This window comes from Pseudomonas sp. B15(2017), from assembly GCF_002113215.1.
GTDB lineage: Bacteria > Pseudomonadota > Gammaproteobacteria > Pseudomonadales > Pseudomonadaceae > Aquipseudomonas.
Genome location: NZ_NEJZ01000002.1, coordinates 201,398 through 228,043, shown reverse-complemented (window position 1 = coordinate 228,043; position 26,646 = coordinate 201,398). Strand labels below are relative to the sequence as shown.

Sequence of the window (26,646 nt, the reverse complement as noted above, 5' to 3'; positions counted from 1 at the left end):
TTTATCGTCCCCCCTTCGGCCAAATCAGAAAGGACCGTTTTCGGCCAGAAGCAGTCGTTCAAGGAGGCAGCTATCGACCCACAGCAGTAATCTGAACCGCATTGATCTGAAGCAATGCCTCCTGCCTATCCTAAAATCGTGATGGCAGTTCGTTTCCGGCCTGGGCATCCGAAAAGACCTCATCTGGATCTGCCTGACACCAATATCTGAAAAGTAGGCGAGGCTCGATATTGCCGAAATATTGATCCACGATGCTCTCGGGGCGCACGACCCATTTAGGTTCTGGCCATTGCTGGGCTAAAACACCTAATGGTTTGCCAGATGAATAAACAACCCAAGTGGCCTTGCCTCCACTGATAAGAGGTAGGTAGTCCAAATCTTGTATCACTTCGATCAAGGTGCGCAGTGTTGCTGATTGATCGAGTGTGATCGATATTGCATGACTTTCCAGATCATCTCCCGCATGAACGCTATCTCGATCAATGGCAACTACCAACATGACTGCTCCTTTTAGTGGTGTGCTTTCACCAGATCGATCAGCGTAGAGACATCAGCGGCTAACTGTCGAGTGCGCTTCTAGCCGAAACCTGCCGTACCAGGCTACCGCTTTCGGCCAACAGCAGACGTCCGTGAATGTCTGGTGTCGGCCAGGTCTGGAACTTTAATAACCTGCTAGGCTGACCGCGATTCAGACTACCGATTTTTGTGTGAACGCGAGGTAGTAGCCATTGCAGTCGCGCAGTCCAAACTCCCTTGAACCATAGTCAGTATCTTGAAGTGCCCAAGCGATATTGGCGTTGTTGATCACTGACTCGTAATAACTATCTACATTCGATATCGCCAAGTAGAGCGTACCCGAGTACCCGACTGGTACTCCCCAAATATCCTGTTCAGTAAAGATGAGACTGCAGTCATCCAATCGCACAGTGATTGTTGACGCAGCGGAGTCACTCACGGTGAAACCGAGAGTTTCGCGGTAGTAATTGCCAGTGGCGACAAGATCGTCACAGCGCAGGAGCGTAGTTAACGGCATGCTGACCTCAGCTTGTGATTATGCACTCTATTCTGAGATTGAGAGTTGACATTAAAGACGATCGGTCTAAAGTACCTGCATGACCGACACCAAATCTCCAGTCCGCAGAGGACGTCCTCCAAAAGTTGCCCGAGAGCATGATGATACCCGCGAAATCTTGCTTCGCCGCGGGGTGGAAATGCTTACTGAACGAGGCCTTGCCAGTACCGGTATCGACAGCATTCTAAAATCTGCTCAGGTGCCTAAAGGCTCGTTCTATCACTACTTTGACAGCAAGGAAGCCTTTGGCATGGAGGTACTTGAGGTTTATGCAAATTTCTTTGCACGCAAACTAGAGCGCCATCTGCTAAACCCCGACTTCCCTCCCCTGCAACGCTTGGCAAACTTTGTTGAGGATGCCAAGTCTGGGATGTCCAGACATGAGTTTCGCCGAGGCTGTCTGGTAGGCAACCTCGGCCAGGAAGTATTTGCTCTGCCCGATGGTTTTCGAGTGCGGGTCGACGCTGTGTTGAACGATTGGCAGGCTCTTGTAGCAGCCTGTCTGGAAAAGGCAGTCGCCGCTGGCGAGCTATCGCAGCAAGCCGACTGCAGATCCATTGCTGCCTTTTTTTGGATTGGCTGGGAGGGCGCAGTGCTGCGCGCCAAACTCGTCGGGAATGTTTCCCCGCTGGATATTTTCTTCTCAGGATTTCTCGCCGGCATCACTCGGTGAAGCTTCCGCCCTTTTAAAGACGATCAGTCTAAAGTAAGGAGATTCAAAATGTTTAGAGCGATTGTTGCCGAAAAACGCGGTGAACATTATCAATCCCGATTGGCCGATCTCGACGAAGCCCAGTTACCGGATGGGGATGTCTTGGTACAGGTCGCTTATAGCACGTTGAATTTCAAGGACGCGCTCGCGATAACCGGTAAAAGCCCGGTCGTTCGACAATTCCCGATGGTGCCCGGTATCGATTTTGCGGGCACTGTAAAAGCCAGCTCTCATTCGGCCTATAAACCAGGCGATCGTGTCCTGCTCAATGGCTGGGGCGTAGGCGAAAGTCATTTTGGCGGACTTTCCCAGATGGCCAAAGTCAACGGTGACTGGCTCATACCGCTGCCTGAAGGGCTCAATGAACGCCAAACAATGGCAGTCGGAACCGCAGGATATACCGCCATGCTTTGCATCATGGCGCTTGAGCGAAATGGTCTCACTGCGAATCAAGGGCCGATTCTGGTCACTGGGGCAAATGGTGGGGTCGGAAGCTTTGCAATCACCCTTCTTGCACGGCGGGGATATACCGTCATAGCGTCGACCGGACGGCCCCAAGAAGCCGATTATTTGCGAGCATTGGGGGCTGATACGATCATCGACCGAGGCGAACTTTCGGTTCCGGGACGCCCTCTGGTCAAAGAGCGCTGGGCAGCCGCAATCGACTCGGTAGGCAGTCATACACTGGCCAATGTCTGCGCCGCAACCAAAGCCGAGGGGAGCGTTGCGGCATGCGGATTGGCGCAGGGGATGGACTTTCCCTCTTCAGTTGCACCATTCATCTTGAGAGGCGTCAATCTGTTGGGCATCAACAGCGTGACCCAACCCAAATCTAGACGTATCGAGGCGTGGGAGCGACTTGCGAAAGAATTGGATTTGAACAACCTTGCCCTGATCACCCGGGAAATTGGTCTGGAACAGGCGTTGGTGGCTTCGGAGGATTTACTTGACGGAAAAATACGCGGCCGCCTCATAGTAAATGTCAACGGCTGAGTAACAACCAGTCGCCATTCTTGCAACGATGCATAGGGCACTGCGCGGTGGGGAACACGCCACACATGGCAACAGCTGCGCAGCGTCCGGTCATGCGGTCTTGAGCCCATCTCTTGACAAATTTTATTGTCGATCCGCAATAGGGCACCGCTACCCGCAAGCGCCCGGCCCGATCTGTAATGCTTGCAAACCGACGCGCATCCAGCCGATCCAACCGCCTGCCAGCGACAAGCCCCCTGCGCATAGCAGGGTTGCCAGCACTCCTTTTCTCATGCCTTAGCCATTGTGATATCGAGGCGAGATAGTGGTCGCTCGCGGATTGGCCAATTGACGATTGCGGCGATCAGGCTCAACCCAATGGCAATTTCCCACACCAGATCGTAATTGCCAGTGCGGTCATAGACTACGCCCCCCAACCACCCCCCCCAGAAAGGCACCAAGTTGGTGGCAGAGATAAACAATACCGCCGAGCATCGACAAATTTCGCACGCCAAAAATCGTCGCAACCGTGCCGTTGGTCAATGGAACCGTCGAGAGCCACAGCACCCCCATGGCAATGCCAAACAGATAAGCCGTGAAAGCCGTGACCGGCACTACAAGAAAAACGCCAATCACCAGCGCACGCAACAAGTACAGCACAGTCAGCAGGCGCGGCTTGGAGTATCGCCCTCCTATCCAGCCGGCGACATAGGTGCCGGCAATATTGAACAGGCCGATAAGCGCCAGCACCGTTGTGCTGGTCGTGGCTGGTAAATGTTGATCCAGTAGAAACGCCGGAAGGTGCACGCCGATGAACACCACTTGAAAACCACAGACGAAAAAACCGAATGCCAGCAGCCAGAATCCCGAGTGGGTACAAGCTTCATGCAAGGCTTCACGCAGAGTTTGCTGGACGCCGACGACAGGGAGCGGTTTGTCGTTGAGCATACTGACCAAAGGCAAGATCAAGGCGACCAGTACACCCAGCATCAGCAATGCCTTGGACCAGCCCAGCCCCTCGATCATTCCCAATGAGCCAGGCAACATGATGAACTGACCGAACGAGCCGGCAGCGCTGGCCAGGCCCATGCCCATACTGCGTTTTTCCGGCGGTAACGCCCGGCCGACTACGCCCAGAATCACCGAAAACGTCGTGCCAGACAAACCAATGCCCACCAGTACGCCCGCACTGAGCATCAGGCTCGACGGTGAATCTGCAAAGCTCATGCACAACAAACCCACAGCGTAGAGCACGCCGCCGGTGAACACGACTTTGCCCGCACCGTAACGATCGGCCAGCCCTCCTGCGAATGGTTGGGCCAGCCCCCACAACAGATTCTGGAAGGCAATCGCGAAGGCAAATATCTCACGCCCCCAACCGAACTGCAGGCTCATCGGCGCCAGAAACAGGCCAAATCCATGTCGAATACCCAACGACAGCGCCAGAATCAGCGCACTGCCAATAATCACCCTGGCGCTGGAGCGCATTGTATTGACCACGATGGTGCTTCCTTCTGTCATCAGCCGGGTCATCCCCACTGCCCTTATGAATAATCTGTGTGGAGCGGCCGACCGCCAGTTGGCATGACCGATCAGGCCGTGCCTGTTTCAGTCACCCGATACCCGCTCATGGCGTTAGATATACGTACACTGTCCGCTGCAGGCTGACTCGAAAGCCACTCTCGGGACTGCGACTCGATTTGTGCCGACGTCAGGTTGCCGTAATCCTGACGCAACCACCGGAACAGCCCGAGCATCATCACCACCAACACCAGAATGAAAGGAATGGCAGCAAGGGTCACGGCGGTCTTGAGCGTGGTCAGCGGTGCATTGATGTACAGCATGGCGGTGGGCAGTGCCGCCAACATGACGCACCAGAACACTCGAAGCCCAGGTGCAGGATCATCGCCCTCGCGCAAGTTACGCGTACTGGTGGCAGCCACGGTGAAGGAGACGGCATCCAGGTGTGAGGCCAAAAATACCAGCATCAGCAGGAAGTACAGCGCCGCCATCAACTTGCCCCAAGGCAAGCTGATGAGCAGCATCGAAACCCCCGCCTCCCCCCCACCGCTGCTGAGAATGGCCGGCGAGTCGATCAGTCCGGTGATGAACTGATGAATGGCGAAACTTTCCAGACTGCCGAAGAAAAACCAGCAACCAGCGCATCCGCCCAGAATCATCGCCAGTATCACTTCCCGTACAGTTCGCCCGCGTGATACGCGGGTAACGAAGATCGCTACGCCCGGTGTGTAGGTCGTCCAATAGAGCCAATAGAACGCGGTCCAGCCGCGCGGAAAATCACCATTGCCAGTGGGGTCGGTAGCAAGGCTCATCTGCACAAAGTGTTGCAGCATCAAGCCGATTCCATTGGTGATGTTACTCACGGCAAACTGAGTGGGCCCCAGTATCAAAACGATTAATCCGAACAGCAGCGTCAGCGCACAGGCAACTTTTGCCAGACGCTGCATGCCGCTGGCGATTCCCACGAAAGAAGTCAGGGAGAAAACAAGCGTCACTAATATGACCAGACCGGCCTTGAGCATAAAGCCATCGGTCAAGCCCAGAAGGTCAGCCAGCCCACGGGATACCGTGGAGGTTGTCAGTGTAATGGTCAGCACCAGGCCACCGAAAGTTGCCAGTAGGAAGATCAGATCGATCGCCCGCCCCGCCGGCCCCTTCGCCTTGAGGCCTGTGATCGCCTGCATCACGCTCGACAGGCTGAGACCTTCATTTCGTCGGACATGAAAATGGTATGCCATTGCCAGCGAGGCAATGGCATACATGGCCCAAGGTGTGATGCCCCAATGAAAAAATGAGTAGGCAATGCTGAATTCGAGTGCTTGCTTGCTAGCGGGGGCGATATTCAGCCCCGGGGTTAGGTAGTAGTAGCCCCACTCCATAAATGCCCAGTACATCGTGGCAGAACCCAGGCCCGCGCAAATGAACATGAATACCCAGCCTGTGTTGGTGTACTGCGGCGCGCCTGTGCCGAGGCGAATATGCCCGTATTTGCTGAACGCCAACGCAAAGGCAATGACGACCGAAGCGAAGCCGAGCATTTGCACCCAAGAGCCGAACCAGCGCGTGGTCGTATCGAACCATTGCTCGGCCAGCATTTTGGAATGCTCGGGCGATGCGGTCAGCGCGCCGACAGCCGCCGTAATAACCACGAGGCTGATAACGATAAGGGGCAGGTCTTTTTCTGTGGCGTGTGCCGAGAGCACGCGCCGAGGAGGTGACGACATCAACATCCAGGTAGCCTTTTATTATGATATTTGGAGGTTTGACACCCAGGTACCGGGCTGCCGGCGCGAGACCGTGCCCGGTACGCATCACCGGTGTTACTTCATGGTAGGCATCGAGAATTCGGCGCCTTCACGAATGCCCGACGACGGCCAGCGCTGAGTCACCGTTTTGCGCTTGCTGTAAAAACGCACGGCATCAGGCCCGTAGGCATGCAAATCGCCGAACAGCGATCGCTTCCAGCCGCCAAAGCTGTGGTAGGCGACTGGCACCGGTAGCGGCACATTAACCCCGACCATGCCGACTTTTATGTTGTCGGAGAAATAACGCGCAGCCTCGCCATCCCGGGTGAAAATGCAGGTGCCGTTGCCGTACTCGTGATCGTCGATCAGCTTCATGGCTTCCTGCATGCTCTGGGCACGGACGACCAGCAACACCGGGCCAAAGATTTCATCCTCATAGCAGCGCATGCCCGGTTTGACGTGATCAATCAACGTGCCGCCAACAAAGAACCCGCCTTCACAGGCCGGAACCTGGATGTCGCGACCATCAACCACCACCTCTGCCCCTTCCTCCTGGGCACTGTTGATATAGCCAACAACCTTCTGCTGATGCTCACGGGTGATCAACGGGCCAAAATCGTTGGTCTTGTCCTGATACTGGCCGACCTTGAGTTTGGCCATAGCTGCGCGCATTTTCTCAATCAGCGCATCAGCCGTTGCATCACCGACAGTGACCGCTACCGACAGCGCCATGCAACGCTCGCCGGACGAACCGAAGGCCGCGCCCACCAGCTGGTTGACGGCGTTGTCGAGGTCGGCATCCGGCATGACGATGGCGTGGTTTTTCGCCCCGCCCAATGCCTGGCAGCGTTTGCCGTTGGCGGCGGCGGTGCGATAGATGTACTCGGCGATCGGCGTCGAACCGACGAAGCTCACCGCTTGCACGCGCGGGTCATGCAGCAGGGTGTCAACGGCTTCCTTGTCACCGTTGACCACACTCATCACGCCCTTTGGCAGACCGGCTTCCTGCAGTAATTGGGCGATGTACAGTGTCGAGCTTGGATCACGCTCGGACGGTTTGAGGATGAAGCAGTTGCCGCAGGCAACAGCCATCGGAAACATCCACAATGGAACCATCGCCGGGAAGTTGAATGGCGTGATACCAGCGACCACACCCAACGGCTGGAACTCACTCCACGAATCGATATTGGGACCGACATTCTTGCTGTGTTCGCCTTTAAGCAACTCGGGCACACCGCAGGCGTATTCAACGTTTTCGATGCCGCGCTGCAGCTCGCCCATGGCGTCGTGAAGAATTTTACCGTGCTCTTCACCAATCATCTGGCAGATGCGATCAGCGTTTTGCTCCAGCAATTCCTTGAAACGAAACATCACCCGGGCCCGCTTGATCGGGGGCGTGTTACGCCACTCGGGGAATGCCGCCTCAGCAGCGGTGATCGCTTCTTCAACAGTCGATTTCGAAGCGAGCAGAACCTGCTTGGTCGCTTCGCCTGTTGCCGGGTTGAAAACGGCTTGGTTACGGCCGTTATCGAGGATAACTTCGCCGTTGATCAAATGGCCTACGGTGTTCATATATGCGTTCCTTATTATTGAAGTGTGCGGTCTAGCCGCGGATATGTGCGCCGGCTTACCAAAGGTTGCGATACAGCTCGACCATTTCGTCAGCAGTAGGAACCCGTGGGTTATTACCAGGAGAGCCGGACGCCAGTGCCTGCTTGACCATCAGCGGCATCATTTCGAAAAACTTGCCGCGGCTGACACCGAAGCCTTCCAGCGTCGGCACTTGCAGCTCGTCATTGAGCGAGCGCAAATTCGCCAGCAACTTGGCGTTGGCCTCTTCATCGGAGTCTCGCGCAGTGGCGACGCCCATGGCCCGAGCGCAGTCGGCATAACGACGTGGGGCACCGGGGATCGAGTACTCGGTAATAGTCGGCAGCAACATGGCGTTGGACAGACCATGGGGAACATGGAAGAACGCGCCAATCGGCCGGCTCATGCCATGCACCAGTGCCACCGACGCGGCTGAGAATGCGACACCAGCCAGTGTCGAGCCGAGCATCAGCGCTTCCCGAGCCTCGGCATCCTGGCCATCGCGATAAACCCGACGCAGGTTGGGACCGATCAGGCTCATGGCTGCCAGTGCCTGGCTGTCGCTATAGAGATTGGCCTTGAGACTGACGTAAGCCTCGATGGCGTGGGTCAGTGCATCCAGTCCGGTGTCAGCGGTTACGCGGGCGGGAAGACTCATAGTGAGGGTGTAGTCGACGAGTGCTGCGGCCGGCATGAAGCCAATGCCTACGCAAAGCATTTTCTCGTCGGTCGTTTCATCGGTGATTATTGTGAATCGTGTGACTTCAGAGCCGGTGCCTGCCGTGGTAGGCACTGCAATGATGGGCAGTCCCTGCTCATTCACCTGACGCGGGAATTTGTAATCGCGCATCTGGCCGCCAAATTTGGCAAGAATGCTGATGGCCTTGGCGCTATCGATCGGACTGCCGCCACCCAGGGCAATGATGCTGTCATAGCTGCCGCTCCGGGTATGCTCAAGACCTGCTTGAATCGAGGCGATGGTCGGTTCCGGAACTGTGTCGGCAAACACATCGGCGGTGATGTCTTTGGCCGCGAGTACATCCTGAATATTTTGTGCGTAACCCAACTGCACCATCATCTTGTCGGTGATGATCAGCGGGCGACTGCAACCCAGACTGGCCAATACATCCGGAATGGCCTGACTGGCCTTGGCGCCGACTTGCAGGATACGTGGCAGGACGATTTGGTTGGACATGATGCCTCCAGAAGTTTGATACAGGCAGGGGGCGGCCCGGCAACGGCCGTCCCTGTTATCGGTTCTTGTAAGAAGGTTCGGTGGGTGGGTGCAGGTCAGCTCGGCAGGTATTCCTGGCTCCAGCTGTCGTTGATCACCTTTTTATCCATCAGTGCCTCGATCTGTGGCTCGCTAAAGCCCATCTCGCGCATGACGGCGCGGGTCGAGGCACCAAACTTTTCAGCCGGTGGCAATGCACGAATCGGTGCGTGCCGTGGGCGAATTGCAAACGGATCCAGCTGCGTAATGCGATGACCGCTTGGATGATCCGCATACACACTGAATGAGTAACTGCCGTTCCCGGTGCCCGGCAGACCATCCGCAGCACGACTGTATCGCTGGCGTAGCTGATCAATATTGTCCGGAACGGCGGCAGCCAGATTCACCGCTTGCAGGCGTTGCTGCCAGGTTTCACCGGGTGCCTGGGCCAGCGCCAGGGTCAGGAATGCCGCACGATCCTGCGCTTGAGCAATACCCCTCAGCCCGTCAACCGAGTCCAGTCGCTCAAGTTCGGTCAAGTCAGTATCGAGGTACAACCAGCCGTCAGCGGTGTGATAGAAGCGCGACAATTCGTGGTATCCCATCACGTCACGTCCCGATGGCTCATCGAATGGCGCACGTCCCACGTAGTCATAACAGAACGGAACCTGTACCAGGTTGCCAAGCGCCGCCAGCGATGTACGTGCGCGACTGACCTGACCGGTACGAGTTTTCTGGTAAAGCGCCGCCGCCACACCCAACGCCGCAGCGAATCCGCACATGACATCGATCGTGCCGACGTGCGCATGCTCTTCTGGCGTTTCCATCCCGCCGCCGAAGCGCAACATGATGCCGGTTGTGGCCTGAATCAGATCGTCGTAGCCCAGGTAGTCGGTACGCGGCCCGCGGCGTGGGCCACCGAAGCAATCGAGCTGACAGAAGATCACTCCTGGGTTGATTGCCTTGAGGCTGGCCTCATCCAGCCCCAGCGGCGCAAGTTGACGATCAGGCGCATTCATTACGATCACGTCGACGGTCTGTACCAGCTTGTCGAATACCTCGCGTCCTTCCTGCTGGTTGAGGTCGACCAGAATGCTTTGTTTGCCGCGCGCCGACGACAGGCCGAAGACCACCGTATTCCACGGATCATAGTTTGGCGTGGTCGGATCAAGTTTGATCACCTCAGCGCCGAAGCGTCCCAGATAGGAAGTGGAATGTGGACCGGCGATGACGTTGGTCAGATCAAGAATCCGTACACCGTCCAGCCAGCCCTTCGGCGCGGAATCCGACACTGCCGGCAGGACATCACGCGGCGTTTCGTCCAGCGTTGCCAAAGCCTCGTCAATGCTGACATCGCGGCGCGATACGGGGGCGAGCATCAGAGCCGCACTGTCTTCAAGCCAGGCCATTGGTCCCGGCTGCTTCATTACTCCGTATTTGTGGTCGATCACATCGACCACGAGCCCTGCGGTATTGGCGTGCTCGTCGTGCAGCCACTCCCGGGTCGAACGGTGTGGCGTGCCGGGGAACTGCCCTTCCCCGAAAATCACTTCCCACTGCGCCGAGGTCTTTGTCAGAAACACTTCTTTCATGCGCTCGGAGATGCGCTTGGCCCAATTGGCCGGGAGCGGATAAACCCCAAGCGAGGCATCGCCTTCCCACTGCGAGAACGGCAGGTACGGGTCATCCACCTTGGGCAAGCCGGCAGCGATCATCTCATCCAGCAACCCCATGGCTTGCAGGCAGCGTTTGGCGTGAGACCGGTGCGACGGGCAGACCGCATAGAACTTTCGGCCATCGGCGCATTCGTACGTGCGGTAGAACGGGTCGAGGTACTCCTGCAACTCGTCGTAGCTAAGGTTCATCGGTAAACCTTGCGCACGTCGGCGCTCGATTTCCTTTTCGCGCAGGGTTTTGTAGCGCAGCGGATAATCGTCGATCTTGATCGAGTTATACGACAGTCCTTCCATCACCGCTGCCGCCAGCGGTACTTCTATTTCGTCCCCCAGACCGGTGCGTTGGCGAGCCTGCAATGCCAGCATCACCGAGGACGCGGCCAGCATAGTGCCGTACGCCGAGGCCAGTGGCAGCGGCGAGAAGCTCGGATTGAATCCCATCAATACACGGTTCTGCCCCATGTCAGTGAAAACACCGGAGGCCGAAGCGATGATTGCTTCAGTGGCGCGCCACTGCCGACGTAGCTCATCGTTGCTGGCAAAGCCTGGAATGGAAATTGTGATCAGGCTTGGGCGCTCGGTACGTAGCTCGGAAAAATCGAGGCCCAGGCGAGTCATGACGCCTGGACGGAAGTTCTCGATCAGGATGTCAGCCTTGGCGATCATCTGCCGTGCCCGCTGAAGGCCTTCAGGCGACTTCAGGTCAAGACTGACGCAGAGCTTGTTGCGATTGAGCACGGCATTGGCCGGGCTATCCCAAAGCGGCCCACCGGGTGGGTCGATGTGAATGACCGTCGCTCCGAGATCCGCGAGGATCATCGCAACGGCCGGGCCGGCAATGTATTGACCGAAGTCGATGACGTTAACGCCACAAAGAGGCAGTTGACTGCGCTGTGCCATGATTCACCCTTTATTTTTATTGACCTGCCAGCAGTTGCGGGCAGGCCATTTCTTGATGTTTGAGGTCGTCAGCAACGTGGCGCAGCCCTTGCTGTGGCCGACTGCCGAAGAACGACTTGACGAATACTTTCGTGAAAAGTCGGTGTCGGCGAAAGCAATAAAAAAAAGCCCTGAGGGGTCATTTTTTTTATGTATTGCAAGCAGGATTTATGGGTTTATGCTCCGATGATCCCGAATCCATAGCATCCGGCCTTGCCAAAAGGCAGGGATTACAACAACAGGCGTGCACGCCATCGAGTTCGGCACCATGAAAAAACGATTGCCTCCACTTAACTGGTTGCGCGCCTTCGAGGCTGCGGCGCGTCACCTCAGCTTTACCGATGCCGCATTGGAGCTGAACCTGACCCAGGCTGCTATCAGCCAACAGATCAAGGCTCTCGAATCGCAACTCGGTGCTGCGCTGTTCAAGCGTTTGCCCCGGGGATTGGAGCTGACCGAACCGGGACTGGCGTTTTTGCCGGCGGTACATGACTCGGTGGAAAGACTGGCAGCGGCGACCGATGAGATATTCGGCCAAGGCCATCGTAAAGTGCTGACCATCCGCTTCAGCCTGGTTTATTTCACCCACTGGCTGGCACCCAGGCTCGCTCGCTTTCGCCAGTTACACCCCCAGATCAACCTGCGAATCACGAGCAATATCTGGATGGGCGAAACCGATCTCGAAGCAGATCTGGAGATTCGTTACGGCAGCGGCAAATGGCCGGGGCTCAAGAGCGAGCGCCTGACGTGGGACAAACTGTTCCCCGTGTGCGCGCCCGAGTTGCCGTGCCCTGAAAAACCGCTGAACTCCCCTGCCGACCTGGGCCATCACCAACTGCTGCACGTTCTGGGCTATGAAGAAGGTTGGGGTTACTGGCTGAAAAAGGCCAAGGCCGATCATGTGGATTATTCACAAGGCATGCAGTTCGACACGCTGATCTCGGCCCTGAAAATGGCCGAGCTGGGCCAAGGGGTAGCACTGGCCCGCTCAACGTTGGTCGAACAGCACTTGGCGTCGGGTCAATTGATCGCACCATTGGCTGCGCGGTTTGAAACTTCAGAGGCGTTTTACCTGGTCTACTCACCACACAAGATTGTCAATCCTCAAGCGGCTGCGTTTGCCGAATGGCTGACCGAAGAGGCCCAGGCCGAACGCCGGATCTGATAACCCTGCGGCGTTTCCAGTTGACTGTGGCCGACCGGAACACGGTGCAATCAACTGGAGCCCTCGAGCGGTCCCAGGGATAACCTTCCACCGCTCACGCATAAATAAATTCGCCCCATTGGCCTTTTTTTTATTGCTTTTCCCCTTCCGTGTTTTTTCAGACAGTGAAGCCCTGATCGTTACTGAGGCTTTGCGCCGACAGCGTGCGTATCGCCCCGCAACGGTTACCCACAACAATAAAAAACGGGTATCACGTATGAACAGCTTCCCTTTGCTTTTGCTTTGTCCCCTGATCTGCGCCAGTGCTTTGGCCAACACAAGCCTTACAGTGGTGTCATATGGCGGCAACCTGACCAATGCGCAGATTCAAGCCGCCCATAAACCATTTACGGCCGCGACCGGTACCCAGGTCATTTCCGAGGATTACTCCGGTGGCATCGCGCAGATCAAGACCCAGGTCGACAGCAAGAAAGTCTCCTGGGACGTGGTAGATGCCGAGTTGCTCAACGTATTACGCGCCTGCAATACCGGTTTGCTGGAAAAAATCGACCCAAAGTCCCTCGCTCCCGCCCCCGACGGCACGCCAGCCGAAAAAGATTTCATTCCCGGCGCGTTAAGCGATTGCGGCGTTGCCAGCTACGTCTGGTCCACCGTGATGGCCTACAACAGCAACGCCTTTACGGGCGAGCAACCCAAGACACTGAAAGACTTCTTCGACATCAAGCGTTTTCCTGGCAAGCGATCATTGCGCAAGGCCCCGCAAGTCAATCTGGAATGGGCCTTGATGGCCGACGGCGTTCCCCGTGACCAAGTCTATGCAACACTTGAAACAGAGCAAGGCCTTGATCGCGCCTTCGCCAAACTCGACACCATCAAGGATCAGGTCGTCTGGTGGGAGGCTGGAGCGCAACCGCCACAGCTGTTAGCCGATGGCCAGGTCAGCATGACCTCCGCCTACAGCGGGCGCATCGTGATTGCCAGCAAGAAAGAACACCAGCCATTCAAGATCGTCTGGGACGGTCAGGTCTATGACATGGAGGCCTGGGTTTTACCGGCAGGAAATACCAATAAAACCCTCGCTTTCGACTTCCTCAAGTTTGCGACACAAAGCTCGGTACTCGCCGATCAAGCCAATTACATCCCCTACGGCCCTACGCGCTATTCCTCGCAAAAGATGCTCAGCCCGGAAGTCCAGGCTGACTTGCCTACCAGCCCCGCAAACTTCGCGAACGCCTTGCAAGTGAACTCCGAATGGTGGGGTGACCACGCCGATGAGTTGAACGAACGCTTCAACGCCTGGCTGGCCAGATAAGTCTTTTCAGCGGCTACGGGAGGCCGCTGCCATCAAAACTCAGGGACACGTGACGCCGTTACTTCAGCGCGGAGCGAAGCGCGGCGTTATTCCAGCGCAATTCGAACAAGAACAATAGGTGCCCCATGGATTCACAATCGTTTGTCAGTTTCCGCAATGTTCAAAAAAGTTACGACGGCGAGTCGCTCGTAGTGAAGAACTTCAACCTGGATATTCAGCAAGGCGAGTTCGTCACAATGCTGGGACCTTCCGGCTCGGGCAAGACCACATGCCTGATGATGCTTGCCGGGTTTGAAACCGTTACCCACGGGGAAATCTGCATCGACGCCAAGCCTGTCAACGACATTGCGCCGCAGAAACGCGGCATCGGTATGGTGTTCCAGAACTATGCCTTGTTTCCGCACCTGACCATTGCCGAGAACCTGGCCTTTCCGCTCAAGGTGCGTAACTTCAGTCGCAGCGAGATTCAACAGCGTGTGACCCAAGCCCTGGACATGGTTGCCCTGGGCAAGTTGAGCAACCGCATGCCGGCGCAGCTTTCCGGGGGGCAAAAGCAACGCGTGGCACTGGCCCGTGCGCTGATTTTCGAGCCCAGACTGGTGCTGATGGATGAGCCACTGGGCGCGCTGGATAAACAGCTTCGCGAACAGATGCAGTACGAGATCAAGCGCCTGTCCAAGCAACTGGGTATCACCGTGGTGTACGTCACCCACGTTCAGAGTGAAGCCCTGACCATGTCTGATCGCATCGCGGTCTTCAACGACGGCATCGTGCAGCAATTGGCCAATCCGTCAGATCTCTACGAAAAACCGGAAACCGCATTTGTCTCGAGCTTTATTGGTGAGAACAACCGCCTGCACGGCCAGGTCACGGCGATCGAGAATGGATACTGCACCGTGCGTGTTGGCGAGCACTTGCTCAAGGCCCGTGCGGTAAAAGTCTCGGGAGTGGGCTCACCTACTACCCTCTCGATTCGCCCCGAGCGCGTGTTGATGAACCCGGCTCAGTGGGAGTGTGAGAACCGTGTGCCCGCTCGCGTTCTCGAGGTCATCTACCACGGCGACCACTTACGCGCCCGCCTGGAATTGGCCGGGCACTCGGAATTCATCGTCAAGGTTGTCAATGCCGCTGGACGAAGTTGTCCCAGTGTCGGTGAGCAAATCATGTTGGGCTGGGCTGTCGACGACTGTCGCGCGCTGGATGCTTGAGCCATGACGCCTGCCAATCACTCTTCACTGGAGTCCACCATGAGCAGTTCATATGCCGCCCGGCCGCTGAGCGGGCAAGTCCTTGATGACCATGCGCAACCGAGCCTGCGCGTCCGTTTACAAAGAGCAGAACGGGTCAATAAGGTTCGTTCCCTGCTGCTGGTTCTCCCTTTGCTGGCCTTCATCACGGTGTTCTTTCTGCTGCCCATCGGAACCATGCTGATGCGCAGTGTAGAAAATGGAACGCTATCGACTTACATGCCGCTAACCAGCCAGGCGCTGGGTGACTGGGACGGTAAGGCCGTGCCGAATGAACAGGTTTACGCGACACTGGCTGAAGAAATAGTCAGCCTGGATCATAGTCAGCAGCTAGACCGAGTGGGCTCTGATCTCAACCGGGTCAAAAGTGGCTTCCAAAGCCTGTTCAGCAAAACCGCGCGAGAGCTGGGCAAGTCCAGACCTGCCAGCGGAAACTATGCAGCGGGAATGGTGAGCATAGACAGTCGATGGGGGCAACTCGGCACTTGGGCACAACTCAAATCCATGGCGCCTGCGTATTCGGGCATCCACTATCTGGCCGCCCTGGACTTGCAATACGACGATCAGGGCAACGTGGTACGTCAACCCGAGAGCCGGCGGATATACGTCAGCATTCTGTTGAAGACCCTGACCATGACCGTCGGCATCACGTTGCTATGCATGTTGCTGGGCTACCCGCTGGCATACATGCTGGCCACGCTGCCGGCCAAAGTCAGTAATGTCCTGATGATTCTGGTACTGCTGCCCTTCTGGACGTCGTTGCTGGTACGCACTACAGCCTGGATGGTGATCCTGCAATCGAGCGGCGTGCTCAACAGCACCCTGCTCAAGCTCGGCCTGATTGCCCAGCCGCTGGATCTGATGTTCAACATGTGGGGCACGGTCATCGCCATGACGCACATCCTGCTGCCGTTCATGGTGCTGCCGATGTACAGCGTGATGAAGAGCATCGATCAGACCTACATCCGTGCTGCGCACTCTATGGGTGCCAGCTCGTTGCGAACCTTTGTACGCATCTATTTTCCGCTTTCTCTGCCGGGCCTGAGCGCTGGCGGGATTCTGGTGTTCATCCTCGCCATTGGTTACTACATCACGCCAGCGTTGGTGGGCGGGCGTACCGGCCAGGTCATCAGCAACTTCATCGCGTACCACATGCAAACCTCACTCAACTGGGGCCTGGCCGCGGCCATCGGCAGCATCTTGCTGTTGATCGTGCTATTTCTCTATTGGCTGTACGACCGTGTGGTCGGCATCAGCAACATGAAACTGGGGTAACCGAAAATGAGCCTTCCAAGTTATACCGGCCCGCTGGGGCGCACCTGGTTCTACGGCGTTCGCGGCTTCGGTCTGTTGGTGCTGCTGTTTTTGATCTTGCCGGTGCTGGTAGTTATTCCACTGTCTTTCAACGTCGAGCCTTATTTCAGCTTCACCAGCGGTATGCTCAAGCTCGATCCGGCAGCGTTTTCCAGTCGCTGGTACCACGAGTTGCTGGAAGATCCAATGTGGCTACTGTCATTCAAAAACAGCCTGATCATCGCCGCGAGTTCGACGGTGATCGCTACGCTGCTTGGCACCTTGGCGGCACTGGGGCTCAGTCGCTCAAACCTGCCGTGCAAAGCACTGCTGATGGGCACTCTGATTTCACCGATGATTGTCCCGGTGATCATTTCCTCGGCAGGTATGTACTTCTTCTACAGCACCTTGGGCCTGGCGCATAACCATCTTGGGATCATTCTCGCCCACGCGGTACTTGGCACACCGTTTGTGATCATCACGGTGACTGCGACCCTGGTGAGCTTCGATCACTCGTTGACACGGGCCGCTTCGAGCCTGGGTGCATCGTCCTCCTATACCTTCCTGCGAATCACTTTCCCGCTAATTCGCCCCGGAATCATTTCCGGAGGCCTCTTCGCCATGGTTACCTCGTTCGACGAAGCAGTGGTGGTGCAATTTCTCGGAGGCATCGAGCAACGCACAATCCCTCGGCAAATGTGGTCAGGGATGCGAGAGCAGATCAGCCCGACCATCTTGGCCGCCGCTACGTTACTGATTCTGGGGTCAGTGATGTTGTTGGTGGCGATTGAAATCATGCGCCGCCGCGCCTTGCGTTTACGTGGTATCAAGGAGTGAACCGGCTCCTAGCCGACAGCGCCTGAGTCGCCGTCGGCTGGGCGACACAAAGCTCCCAGCAGCTCTCCTACAGTGCTTGACTCCCTTCAATGGTATAGCTTTTGAAGTAATGGATTTCCCTGCGAAGTTTGAACGAATTCGTCTGCAATCATTAACGCGAAGGACGCGATGCAGGTGCCATTATCGCCATGATGAGCGGACTGTGTCGGAGCTTTAGTCCAGTCCAGATTTTCGCAGGTATCATCGACAGCTCAATACCATTTGTTAGTAGCGGCGAATCGTCCATTCGCGACGAGCTGATTGGAAAAACGAAGGCCAAACGGCGAATCGAGGTCATTGGCGAGCTGAAGGTTTTGATTGATCGAATCATGGCCCGTCAAGCTGGGCACAAGGTCCACTCGACGCGGCTGATCGTGACAGAGGATGGCACTCCGATGACGGAGGCAATGTTGCGGAGGCGGTTTGATGTGGCCCGGGAGGCCGCTGGAGTTGAAAAGGCCGAGTTCCAAATGCGCGATCTGCGCGCCAAGGCTGGCACCGACAAGGCGGAATCGAGTGGCGATATCATGCAGGCCAAGGATCAACCTGGGCATACCACTGTCGTGATGACCGAGCAGTACATTCGAAATCGCAAGGGCAAAAGAGTCATGCCCACGAAGTGAATTGCGGACCACTGTCGAAATTGCGGACCGGAAACAAACAAGGGTTTGCATCAGCATTCGCCCGCAAACCCTTGATTTAAGATGGTGCCCGAAGCCGGAACCTAATTTGACGCATAACATCCAATGTTTTCAGTGGCTTACAGGCAGCCATCATAGCCAATGTGCTAACTACTGTACTTTTTGTGGTGCGCTGGCCCTCACTTCGGCGCGGCACAATGGCTATCGTACAGGTCATTGTGGGCTGCGATCTGCACCTTTGTCTCCCGGGTCATCACCTTGCGCTCTGTCGCAGTGGTGGTGATGGGCTTCACCCAAGTGCACGCGGTATCAACCAGGCCGGTCGTGCTTTTGCAGCCGAGCATCAAGATCATCGTCAGTGCCAGCATTGATTTCAGTTTCAACACGGGTGCGCTCCATAGCGGACTGGGCCGCCGCTTCGTTCTGAATTGATGTTTGCTCGACCTTCGCAGCCTCGGCGCCTTCCTTGCGCCCGGCAGCTTTGCCAGAGGCCCGGCCTGCCACACCACCTACCAGCAGCAGGACGAAGCCGGCAATCAGCGAGATGATGGCTGCAAGGCTCATTGGAATTTCCCCTCGCGCATGGCGTATACCAACCGCTTGGCCCGATCACCGACCTGCTTGAACCACGCCGAGCTTTCCATTTCGTCAGCAGCACGGGCGTAGTTGAAGGCGTTGAGCGCAGCCAGGAACTTACGGAAGCCGCCCAGCCGCGTCATGCCAAGGTTGAACGCCATGTTCACCACCACCTCTTGACGCACCTCGTCGAGTTTGTCGAAGTTGGGCAACAGCGCTCGGGCCGTGCCTAGGGCCTCGTCGATATCGTTCGAGAGCATCAGGTCGATTTCATCGTCACGCAGACCGCGATCCTCGATGTTGCGCCCGACGCCTACAGTCAACTTGCCGACGGTGTCCCGGTAGATCCGACGCTTGCGCCCTTCATCGACGCCGAGCTGCTTACTGAGCCTTGCCCGATTCATCGTTCACCCCCGACACAGAGTTCTGTTTGATGTTCACGGCCACAACGATGACAAACCCCAGTACCCCGGCGATCAGCTTGTACTGAGGCAGCGGGATCAGCTCTTGCAGGTTGGGCAGCGCCTCGCGAGCCACGGTCAGCGCCGGCAGCGATAACGCCAGCCAGGTGCTGTATTTCTTCCACCATTTACGCCACGTAGACACCGGTTTCATGACCCCAACCCCTTGGAAATAATCGGCCAGATCTTGTCGAACATGACCATAATTGCAGCGGCTGCGCCGAGGCCGTAGGTGATTTTGGTTCCCATACGGCCTATGGCTTTATTGATGTTCTCGATCCCCGTTTCCAGATCATCGAGCTTGTCCGACTGGTGCTCAAACTGCTGTTCCAGCTTCGTCAGGCGCTCCGGTGAGTTTTCGTGCCGTCGATCCCAGGTATCCAGGCGATGCCGCACCACCTTCATGTCCTGCTCAAGTGCGCCGATCCGGTCGCCTTGATTTCTTCCGCCCTCGGGGCGCCGCTCTACATTGTTCAATTGGTCACCCTTCCAGGCAGTTGATGTTGTTGGTAGTGGATCAATTCGGGAGTGGCCAAGAGACAGAAGAGAAATCCACGTACACGGCAGTCGGTGTAGAACGCTGCGTGTAAATGGCTCCGTCCTGGTCAAAGCGCATCAGGACTTGCAGCGTCCAGTTGCCATTCGTCACGCCGGCAGGCAGCCAGATAAAGCGCTGATTCGGCGGCCCATACGTCGCAGGCAATTGAATGACTTTGGTGCCGAAGGGCGGAACCTCGGGCCCTGGGGTGCTCGACACGCCGGCGGGCATGTTCAAGGCGTTACCCATGTAGAAGGTGTCGCCATTGATGCCGAAGGCTGGCTTGACGAGATTCCCGTAGGTAGCCTGGATCGCTGCGGGAATCCATGACGCCTTGATAGTGCGGTAGGCAATGTCCTTGCGTACACGGGCGTACATGTAGCCAATCAAGGCCTTAGCCCATGCCATCCCCTTCAGTTCACCGCCCCAGTTCGACTGGTGCACGTTGTCCTGCACGACAGGGTTCAAGTCTGGATTGGCAAGGCTGCTCGGAAGAATTGCGCCCATGTCCTGAATCGGCAGTATCACGGCCTGTACGTTCAGCTCTGCCAGCTTGCGCAGCAGTGGAAGTCGGTAAGGTGCGCCTCGGTCAGCGTTGGCGGTTCCCTGCCCTGTCTGTCCGTAAGGAGCGGCCGACGCCTGATCGTAGAACATCGCAGGGATGCCGATCAGCGGGATGATGTTGAACGTCGCGCAGCGGTTGATGATGTCGACAATGGCGGTGATGAAGTCGGTAGCCGTGGAGCCGCCGCCGATATCGTTGATGCCGACGTCGACCAGCATGTAATCGAAGCCGCCAAGAGCTTGGTAGTCGGTCGCGTTGATGATGTCGCGCTGCTGGAGCGCGGTTTGCCCAGCAATTGCCTGGTTGCGGATCAGCTTGAACTGAATCCCGCCAACGCCTGATGCCGTACGGCGCATATGGTTGACCATTGAGAAAGGGTTGACCTTGTCCGACGTCGAGTCGCCAGCAATCACGACCTTCAGCGGGCGCATGCCATATGTACGGTTGTTGCGGATTCGCGATGGATGGGAGATGTAAGCCGGGTTCGTGTTGCTCACCTGTCCGGCGCCCCAACCAGCGCGAAGGATGTCGGACGTCAGATTCTGCTCATCCATCCTCGCCACCTCTACGTGGTTTAAAAGGACGGAGAATGACCGAACGCCATGCACCTTGATCCCGAGCGTGGCAACTGCAAGGTTGTACGCCGGAGCATCCGAAAAAGGCGAGCCGATGTTCGTTGACTGGATGGCGAAACCTTCAAGGAAGACGTAGCGAGTGATCACCCCGCCGGTGATTGCGTCTTGGGCGAAAATGACCCACCCACCCTCGGTTTCAACGTAGGCGCAAACCTTACCGAAGTTGCTCGGGAGCGTGATTTGAGCGTGAACCTCCTGCCCAGGGCGAATCGCTACAGAGCCAACGGTAAAGCCGGTTCCCGAGATATTCCCAAAGTTGGCGAAGTTGCCATCCGTGGATGCCGCAGCGTCCGTCAGCGCTCCAGTCGAAAAGCTCACCGCCTTGAACTGCATGGTGTTCGTGGCCGAAGTGATGATCCGCTCTACGATTGGCGCCTCACCATCGGCAGCCGACAGAACATAAGGCTTGCCCGCAACATCGCCGTAAGGCGTTGCGCTGAGGTAGTACGTGTAACCGAGGGTCGCGCGGTAGATTGATACGGAGCGAGTGGTGCGCAGGCCTGGGCCGATCAAGTGGGTGTTCGTGCCAACGTGCCAGAAAGATACGTCAGGATCGGTGTCGAGGACGTACTTCGACATATCAGCAGAGCCGGCAGATCCGTTGATGTAGTAGATGCCGCTGCCGCCAACTGTCCTCGGGGCGCGGATGCGGCAGCCATTGGGGAAGTCGGCGACGATGTTGGCAATTGCCGTGGCGCAGTTGGTGCCGGTGGTGCCGTTCCAGTCGTCCTTCGCCCCGTACATCTGCAAGGATACGGTTTGCAAGTTGACTGCGTGCTGGGAGATGCCGACGGCGTTGGGTGTGGCCTGTCGCACGCCGATTTTGTAGTCACCGTTGAACGGATCAATGGTGTCCTGCAACAGGATGCCCAGTTCGTTTGCCGAGCCGCTTGCCGGCGCCACCACAACAGGATTGCCAACAGAGTCGAAGCCCATCATCTGATTGATGCGCGCGCTCGCTGGCGGGAGAGGCGGAACACCTTCAGGCTCCAACAGACTGACCGTGATGGCGCGGCCCGAATCGCGTCGGATGCCCTTGAGCGCCAACCACAGACGGTCAAAGTCACGGTTCAGGGTCGGCGACAGCAGGTCGCCGTTGTCCTGGTAATCGACAAGGCGCTGGAAACTGATCTTGGATTGAAACAACAGATCGCCAATCGGCGCAGTGCTGAACGTTGCGGAAGCGTTGACGCCGCCCACATTGGCCAGGACGAAGCCAGTAGTCAGCACGTACCCGTCGAGGGTTACCACAAGGTCAGAGGCGCTGAGCAACAGAAACGGAATGGCGAAGGTGAGTGACGTCCCGTTCGCGGCGTACCGCTTGAAATCTGGACCTTCTTGAACTGACATACTGCGCCCCTTGGTGGTGGCGGGCTCAGTATTCAACCTGCACTTCGTGCACGCCCGCGTCTGGGCGCCAATCGTCACGCTGCACCTCTGTCGGTTTCCCGACTATTCGACCGATACGCACTGGCGTGGCGGTGATTGCGCCGGCGCCGGAGTCGATAAAGTCATCGTCTTGATTGGTCAGTGCCGGGTTGAAGTCGCGCATCTGATCCCACACCGGGCCTTTCAGTACGCGCATGTGCGCCCATAGGAATCGGGCGGAGAGTGGTGATTCGAAACCATCGAGAATCCGTTTCTGCTTGTTCGCGCTCGAGTATTCCTCCCCTACCCCGCACCCGGTGCCCTTGAGCGCCTGCTTGAGGATGTTTGGCACGAAGCCGCCCGGGCCGTTGGTTTCTACGATGACGCGCGGGATCTGGTACTTGATGACCAGTTCGCGCACCTGGTGCACCTGGCCACCAATGATCCTGTTTCTGGCATCGAACTCGGCGAGCTCGCCCGTCATTTCCTCCGCGACGTGCCAGTAAAGCTGGCCCGGCGTGTCCGTGAGAATCAGGGAGAACGCCGAGGCGTCAGACTTCACCTTGCCCAGCGAGCAATCCCAATAGGCCACCGCGCCGACGATTTGCGTAGAGCCGAGGAACATGCCGACGGCGCCGTTGGCGTGCCGCATGGTGATTTCCGTGTCGTACGGGATGATCCGCGCCGGGTCTAGGCGCACTTCCGTGACAGGCTTTGAGTGGAGCTGGTACTGCGAATCCCATTCGTTGATGGTGCGGGTTTCACGGCGCCGAGTCTCCAGCGTGGCCATGTCGAAGCGTTCAGGCCAGGCGCTGCCGGCGTAGCAGTCCACCAATGTGCCGGGCGGCACGAAGAAGGCGATCCCGGTCTTGGTGACCTGATAGTCCTTGCCGGCCACCAGTACGCGAGCGTGCTTGCCGATGCCGGAAAACACCACGTCGGGCACAAATGGCACGTCGTAGGCGTTGAGCTTGGCGTCGTCAATCCGATGTTCCTGGGCAAACATCCGGATGGTCAGGCAATCGGCGCCCATGCTTTCGAGTTCGTCGTACAGGCTGTCATGCGTGTGCGGAGTGCCGATGTACAGCTTGCTGCCACCGGGCACCAGGATGTGCGTCTGCTCGCCGAGGCGGTAGCGCAGTTTCTCCCGTGCCTCTGGGGTCTGGATGTTGCGCGGCACCTCAACGTCATCGTTCTGGCATTCATCAGCACGCGCAGACGTTACGTTCGACAAGATGCCCTTGGCGAACATGCTGGCGTTACGGAAGTCGGCAGCGCCCTCAACCCACCACTGCTCAACCGTGCCCTGATTGGGCGGTAACAGGTGGCGGGTCAGCGGGTGATTGCGAATGACGTTCTGTGTGTCACGGCTCGTCTTGTAGGCCGTGGGGTCGGATTCGGATTGGTGCAGGATTCGGTAGGTTGGATCCTTGTAGTAGAGCCAAGCGTTGTAGATCGCCAGCAACGTGGACTTGCCGAAGCCCCGGAAGCAACGCAAAACGGCCAGAGACTCTTTGGCCTCCAGCCAGATCAACGCCCGGACGTGAATGTCCGGGACCTGCCACCGCATCCGCTTTGCCCATATCAGGAAGAAGACCAGCAGGCTGACTTTCTTTTCCTTGTCAGTGGACATTCCCGGCCTTCTGCATCCGCTCGATGATGGCCTGTGCCTCACGCTCGGCGGCGGCCAGCTCGCCATCCAGCTCATCGATGGAGTGCCCAGCATCCGGTGCAGGCTTCTGCCGATTCATCACGCCGGCGATGTTTACGACCTTGAGCAGCAGGGTCATCGTGGCGGCGGCGTTCTTCTTGCACCAATACCGGTTGCCGCGTTCCTCCTGTGTCAGCTCGGCCGGTGTCTTCCCATCGCCGGGCCAGTTGTGCGGGTCGACTTCGTTGATAACGACTTCGCCCAGCCTTTCGCTGAGTGCCTGTAAGCGGGTGATCTGGTCGTCACGCATCATTTCACTCCTACAGCGGCGCCAAGGTTCGGGGCGCGATCTGGTGTGGTGTCGCCCGGTTCCCACCAGTACGACTGCTTGAACTCCTTGCGGGCGCGCTGCTTCATCCGGCGCAGGTACCCGGGCGAAAAGTAATCCTGCAGTTGGTTGAATATCAGGTGGTCAGTCGCGGCGCGGGTGTACCAGAGGTTTGCTGCTGGCGTGTGTGACTTGGCGAAGCGAACGAGATTGCCGCCGACCTGACTGCCCTTGCCGTCAGCAGCGTTCCCCTTGAGTTTCGACAAGGCTTCGATATCGCCAGCAATCGGGCCGCCAATGGCGCCGATGAACGACTGCCCACCCTGGGAGGTGTCGGAAAACAGGAAGTCTCCGTAAAGGCCAAGCGCGCCGCCCTTGAGGAAAGAGGCAATGCCGAACCGTAGGCCGGGCACACCGAGCTTTTCGTCGTCGGTGATGTCCTTGGGATCCCTGCCGGCAGCGATCTCACCGAGCTGAATAGCCATACCGCCGAGCACAGTGGTCGACGCGACCAGCGTGCCGATGTAACCGGCCTTTCCCCATCCTTCTTGTGCCATGCCGCGCCGGATGTGGCGCATCATCATGGCGATCGAGAAGCTTTTGAACTGCCAGAACGACCGCTGTAGCTCTCCCTTCCAGGTGCCGCGTTCAACGCCTCCGTGCATGAGTGCCTTCTCGCGCGCGCCCGGCTCAATGATTGCCATGTTGGTTTCATCCAGCACGGTGCCCAGCAGCTTGGTGGCGGCCTGATCCTTCAATCGCTGCGGGGTTGTGCTGAGTTGCTGTGCCAGTGGCACCAGATCGGCGTTAGGAATGCGGTAGATGCTGTTCGCCGTCAGCACTGTGTCGCCGACGCCGCGCCAGTCCTCTGGCTGCGCCAGGCGCCACACGGACCAGTCAGTCTCTGTAACACCCTGCCCGAGCAGGCGTTTGCTGTCAGCGGGATCCAGCGCCGCAATGGTTGGGTGACGGCGGGACATATCGCCGATGGTGTCCATCATCGTGGCGCCGAATGCGCGCTGCGTGCCGGCGGTCAATGCGTTCAAGCCCGAGGCCTGCATGACCTTGCTGGCGGCGGTCTGTGAGAACTTCGAGACGCGGCCAGATATCTGTTCAGTTGTACCCAGACCATCAGCGCCCCACCGGTTCAGGCTGCCGATCAACTGATTCAGGCCAAGGCCAGCGCGCTGTGCGGCTCGACGATCCCCGGCGCTGGCTGGATTGAGCATACGAATCTCATTGGCGAACACCTTCATCACCGGCATGCCGTTCATTGAGGCGGTCAGCCCCAGCGTGCCCTGGTCAGTGATGGAGGTCAGCACGGCAGAACCCAAGCGGCTGGCCACGTTGAGCGCCCGGTAGGTATCGAAGCCATTGGCAAGCGCGGGTGACGCCGGCGGCTCGCGGGTACCGGCAACCTCTTCGTAAAGGTGTTCGATCTTACGGCGCTGCTTCGCGGTCTTTTCGGACTTCTTAGGATCGGCCATGTCCGTCACCTTCTGGCCTTCGTCGAGGAAGTAGCGCAACTGGTTGTTCGGGTTCGGGCCGAGGTTTTCCACAAGCGAGATATCTCGGGCCGCGCGGTCGATATGCCCGATCAGCAGCTCGAGCAGGTTGCGCTCGCCGTAGGCCTTCTGGGCGGCAATGAACGACTCGGCGTCCTTGTAATGGATCTGGCGCGATTCGCTCCCACGGTTGGCGCGCATGCCGTTGCCGGCGACGTTGCCCGGTTCCAGCTTGTTGACGCCGCCGGTGGCAAGCGTCTGCCATGCATGGTTGAGAAAGTCGGTCAGCTCCGCGTCGTTCATTGGCGAGCCGTCTTCCTTCATGTACTTGGCACGGTTCGCCCACTGGATATGGTCGCCAACCCACTTGGCCTGGTCCTTCGCGACTTTGACCTGCGAGTGATCGCGCGGCATGGCCCAATCATCCAGAAAGCCAACGTCGCCGCCGGCGCGGTTGAAGCGCTGACGCAGTTGCTCAGTGACGTCCTTGAACTGCTTGGCTGCAACCTTTGCCTCTGGCACGCCTGAATCTTCGCCGTGCAGCTCGCGCACCAGTGCCAGGTTGCCGGCCTCGTTCTGAAACAGCCCCATGAACTTGCCTTTAGTGACGTCGATGACGTCCAGCATGCGGCTGAGCGAGTCGTCGCGGATCGCGCGAGTGGCAGACTCAATGGACAAGATCCCGCTCTTGCCGTCACTGGAGAACGCCAGCAACCGGTCAAGGCCTTCGAGCGGCTGATCCGGGAATCGCTTCATGTAACTGTCGATGCGGTCGTGAGCCATGATCGTCAGGGCCACGCGCTTTTTCTTGAGCTGCTGCTCGTCTACCAGCTCCTTCGCGGCCTTGGTTGCGGCCTCGTTGAGACGGTCAACGGCAGTTTTGGATTGCCAAGCGGGGTCGGTCTGGGCGAGCTGACGCATGTTGCGGCGCAACCTGTCCTCGATGCCTTGGATTTCTGGTTGGGTGAGGGATCGGCCGATGGCCTGGGTGACGGCTTGAATGCATTCGGCGCGCATGGCCTGCCTCCTGTGGGAATGGAGGCAA

At 57.7% G+C, this 26,646-nt stretch carries 20 protein-coding genes and 2 pseudogenes; 8 read left to right on the top strand and 14 right to left on the bottom strand.

The window, feature by feature from the left end; genetic code table 11:
* Positions 1 to 130: 130 nt before the first annotated feature.
* Positions 131 to 499 (bottom strand): hypothetical protein, encoded by a 369-nt coding sequence (locus CAF73_RS03795; protein ID WP_085701979.1) that lies wholly within the window; start codon positions 497 to 499, stop codon positions 131 to 133.
* A gap of 613 nt (positions 500 to 1,112) precedes the next feature.
* Between CAF73_RS03795 and CAF73_RS03785 the strand changes: the two genes are divergently transcribed.
* Both CAF73_RS03785 and CAF73_RS03780 read left to right on the top strand, forming a co-directional pair.
* Positions 1,113 to 1,745: a TetR/AcrR family transcriptional regulator gene (locus CAF73_RS03785; protein ID WP_085695998.1), complete on the top strand. Its 633-nt coding sequence runs from the start codon at positions 1,113 to 1,115 to the stop codon at positions 1,743 to 1,745.
* Positions 1,746 to 1,793: 48 nt separating this feature from the next.
* Entirely contained in the window at positions 1,794 to 2,777 is a 984-nt protein-coding gene (locus tag CAF73_RS03780) for an MDR family oxidoreductase (protein ID WP_085701977.1), read from the top strand.
* 269 nt (positions 2,778 to 3,046) lie between these two features.
* Here CAF73_RS03780 and CAF73_RS03775 read toward each other — a convergent pair.
* From CAF73_RS03775 to CAF73_RS03755, 5 genes and pseudogenes are all read right to left on the bottom strand, one after another.
* Positions 3,047 to 4,244: pseudogene (locus tag CAF73_RS03775) on the bottom strand (MFS transporter).
* A 104-nt stretch (positions 4,245 to 4,348) separates the two neighbouring features.
* Positions 4,349 to 6,007, bottom strand: a complete 1,659-nt coding sequence (locus tag CAF73_RS03770; RefSeq protein WP_139834805.1) for a BCCT family transporter — start codon at positions 6,005 to 6,007, stop codon at positions 4,349 to 4,351.
* A 90-nt stretch (positions 6,008 to 6,097) separates the two neighbouring features.
* The gene (locus CAF73_RS03765; RefSeq protein WP_085701976.1) at positions 6,098 to 7,594 is read right to left on the bottom strand and encodes a CoA-acylating methylmalonate-semialdehyde dehydrogenase; all 1,497 of its coding nucleotides are present in this window, start codon (positions 7,592 to 7,594) and stop codon (positions 6,098 to 6,100) included.
* A 55-nt stretch (positions 7,595 to 7,649) separates the two neighbouring features.
* Positions 7,650 to 8,807 carry an iron-containing alcohol dehydrogenase gene (locus tag CAF73_RS03760; RefSeq protein ID WP_085701975.1) on the bottom strand — a complete coding sequence of 386 codons (1,158 nt, stop codon included), beginning with the start codon at positions 8,805 to 8,807 and terminating at the stop codon, positions 7,650 to 7,652.
* Positions 8,808 to 8,902: 95 nt separating this feature from the next.
* Positions 8,903 to 11,401, bottom strand: a complete 2,499-nt coding sequence (locus CAF73_RS03755; protein ID WP_085701974.1) for a CoA transferase — start codon at positions 11,399 to 11,401, stop codon at positions 8,903 to 8,905.
* A gap of 307 nt (positions 11,402 to 11,708) precedes the next feature.
* Between CAF73_RS03755 and gcvA the strand changes: the two genes are divergently transcribed.
* The 6 genes and pseudogenes from gcvA to CAF73_RS03720 form a co-directional block, all read left to right on the top strand.
* Positions 11,709 to 12,605 (top strand): transcriptional regulator GcvA, encoded by an 897-nt coding sequence (gene gcvA / locus CAF73_RS03745; protein ID WP_085695992.1) that lies wholly within the window; start codon positions 11,709 to 11,711, stop codon positions 12,603 to 12,605.
* Positions 12,606 to 12,723: 118 nt separating this feature from the next.
* Entirely contained in the window at positions 12,724 to 13,917 is a 1,194-nt protein-coding gene (locus CAF73_RS03740) for an ABC transporter substrate-binding protein (protein WP_256574605.1), read from the top strand.
* 125 nt (positions 13,918 to 14,042) lie between these two features.
* A complete protein-coding gene (locus CAF73_RS03735) occupies positions 14,043 to 15,125 on the top strand; it encodes an ABC transporter ATP-binding protein (RefSeq protein ID WP_085701971.1) in 1,083 nt (360 codons plus the stop codon).
* Positions 15,126 to 15,164: 39 nt separating this feature from the next.
* Positions 15,165 to 16,439, top strand: coding sequence for an ABC transporter permease (locus tag CAF73_RS03730; protein ID WP_085695989.1), 1,275 nt, complete (start codon positions 15,165 to 15,167; stop codon positions 16,437 to 16,439).
* Positions 16,440 to 16,445: 6 nt separating this feature from the next.
* The gene (locus CAF73_RS03725) at positions 16,446 to 17,294 is read left to right on the top strand and encodes an ABC transporter permease (RefSeq protein WP_085701970.1); all 849 of its coding nucleotides are present in this window, start codon (positions 16,446 to 16,448) and stop codon (positions 17,292 to 17,294) included.
* Positions 17,295 to 17,569: 275 nt separating this feature from the next.
* Positions 17,570 to 17,956 (top strand): annotated as a pseudogene (locus tag CAF73_RS03720) (tyrosine-type recombinase/integrase); the annotation flags it as partial.
* A 327-nt stretch (positions 17,957 to 18,283) separates the two neighbouring features.
* Here CAF73_RS03720 and CAF73_RS03710 read toward each other — a convergent pair.
* Genes CAF73_RS03710 through CAF73_RS03675 form a run of 8 tightly spaced genes read right to left on the bottom strand, consistent with a single transcriptional unit; the run spans position 18,284 to position 26,618 of the window.
* Complete coding sequence (locus CAF73_RS03710) at positions 18,284 to 18,538, bottom strand: hypothetical protein (protein WP_218191822.1); 255 nt, start codon at positions 18,536 to 18,538, stop codon at positions 18,284 to 18,286.
* Entirely contained in the window at positions 18,535 to 18,954 is a 420-nt protein-coding gene (locus CAF73_RS03705) for a glycoside hydrolase family protein (RefSeq protein ID WP_085701969.1), read from the bottom strand. The genes CAF73_RS03710 and CAF73_RS03705 overlap by 4 nt, the downstream gene beginning before the upstream one ends.
* Entirely contained in the window at positions 18,932 to 19,165 is a 234-nt protein-coding gene (locus tag CAF73_RS03700; protein WP_085701968.1) for a hypothetical protein, read from the bottom strand. The genes CAF73_RS03705 and CAF73_RS03700 overlap by 23 nt, the downstream gene beginning before the upstream one ends.
* Complete coding sequence (locus CAF73_RS03695; RefSeq protein ID WP_085701967.1) at positions 19,162 to 19,488, bottom strand: hypothetical protein; 327 nt, start codon at positions 19,486 to 19,488, stop codon at positions 19,162 to 19,164. The genes CAF73_RS03700 and CAF73_RS03695 overlap by 4 nt, the downstream gene beginning before the upstream one ends.
* Positions 19,489 to 19,528: 40 nt before the next feature.
* Positions 19,529 to 22,099: a hypothetical protein gene (locus CAF73_RS03690; RefSeq protein ID WP_085701966.1), complete on the bottom strand. Its 2,571-nt coding sequence runs from the start codon at positions 22,097 to 22,099 to the stop codon at positions 19,529 to 19,531.
* Between the two features lie 25 nt (positions 22,100 to 22,124).
* Complete coding sequence (gene terL / locus CAF73_RS03685; RefSeq protein ID WP_085701965.1) at positions 22,125 to 23,750, bottom strand: phage terminase large subunit; 1,626 nt, start codon at positions 23,748 to 23,750, stop codon at positions 22,125 to 22,127.
* The gene (locus tag CAF73_RS03680) at positions 23,740 to 24,078 is read right to left on the bottom strand and encodes a hypothetical protein (RefSeq protein WP_085701964.1); all 339 of its coding nucleotides are present in this window, start codon (positions 24,076 to 24,078) and stop codon (positions 23,740 to 23,742) included. The genes terL and CAF73_RS03680 overlap by 11 nt, the downstream gene beginning before the upstream one ends.
* Positions 24,078 to 26,618: a hypothetical protein gene (locus CAF73_RS03675; protein ID WP_085701963.1), complete on the bottom strand. Its 2,541-nt coding sequence runs from the start codon at positions 26,616 to 26,618 to the stop codon at positions 24,078 to 24,080. Before CAF73_RS03675 ends, CAF73_RS03680 begins: the two co-directional genes overlap by 1 nt.
* Between the last annotated feature and the right edge of the window lie 28 nt (positions 26,619 to 26,646).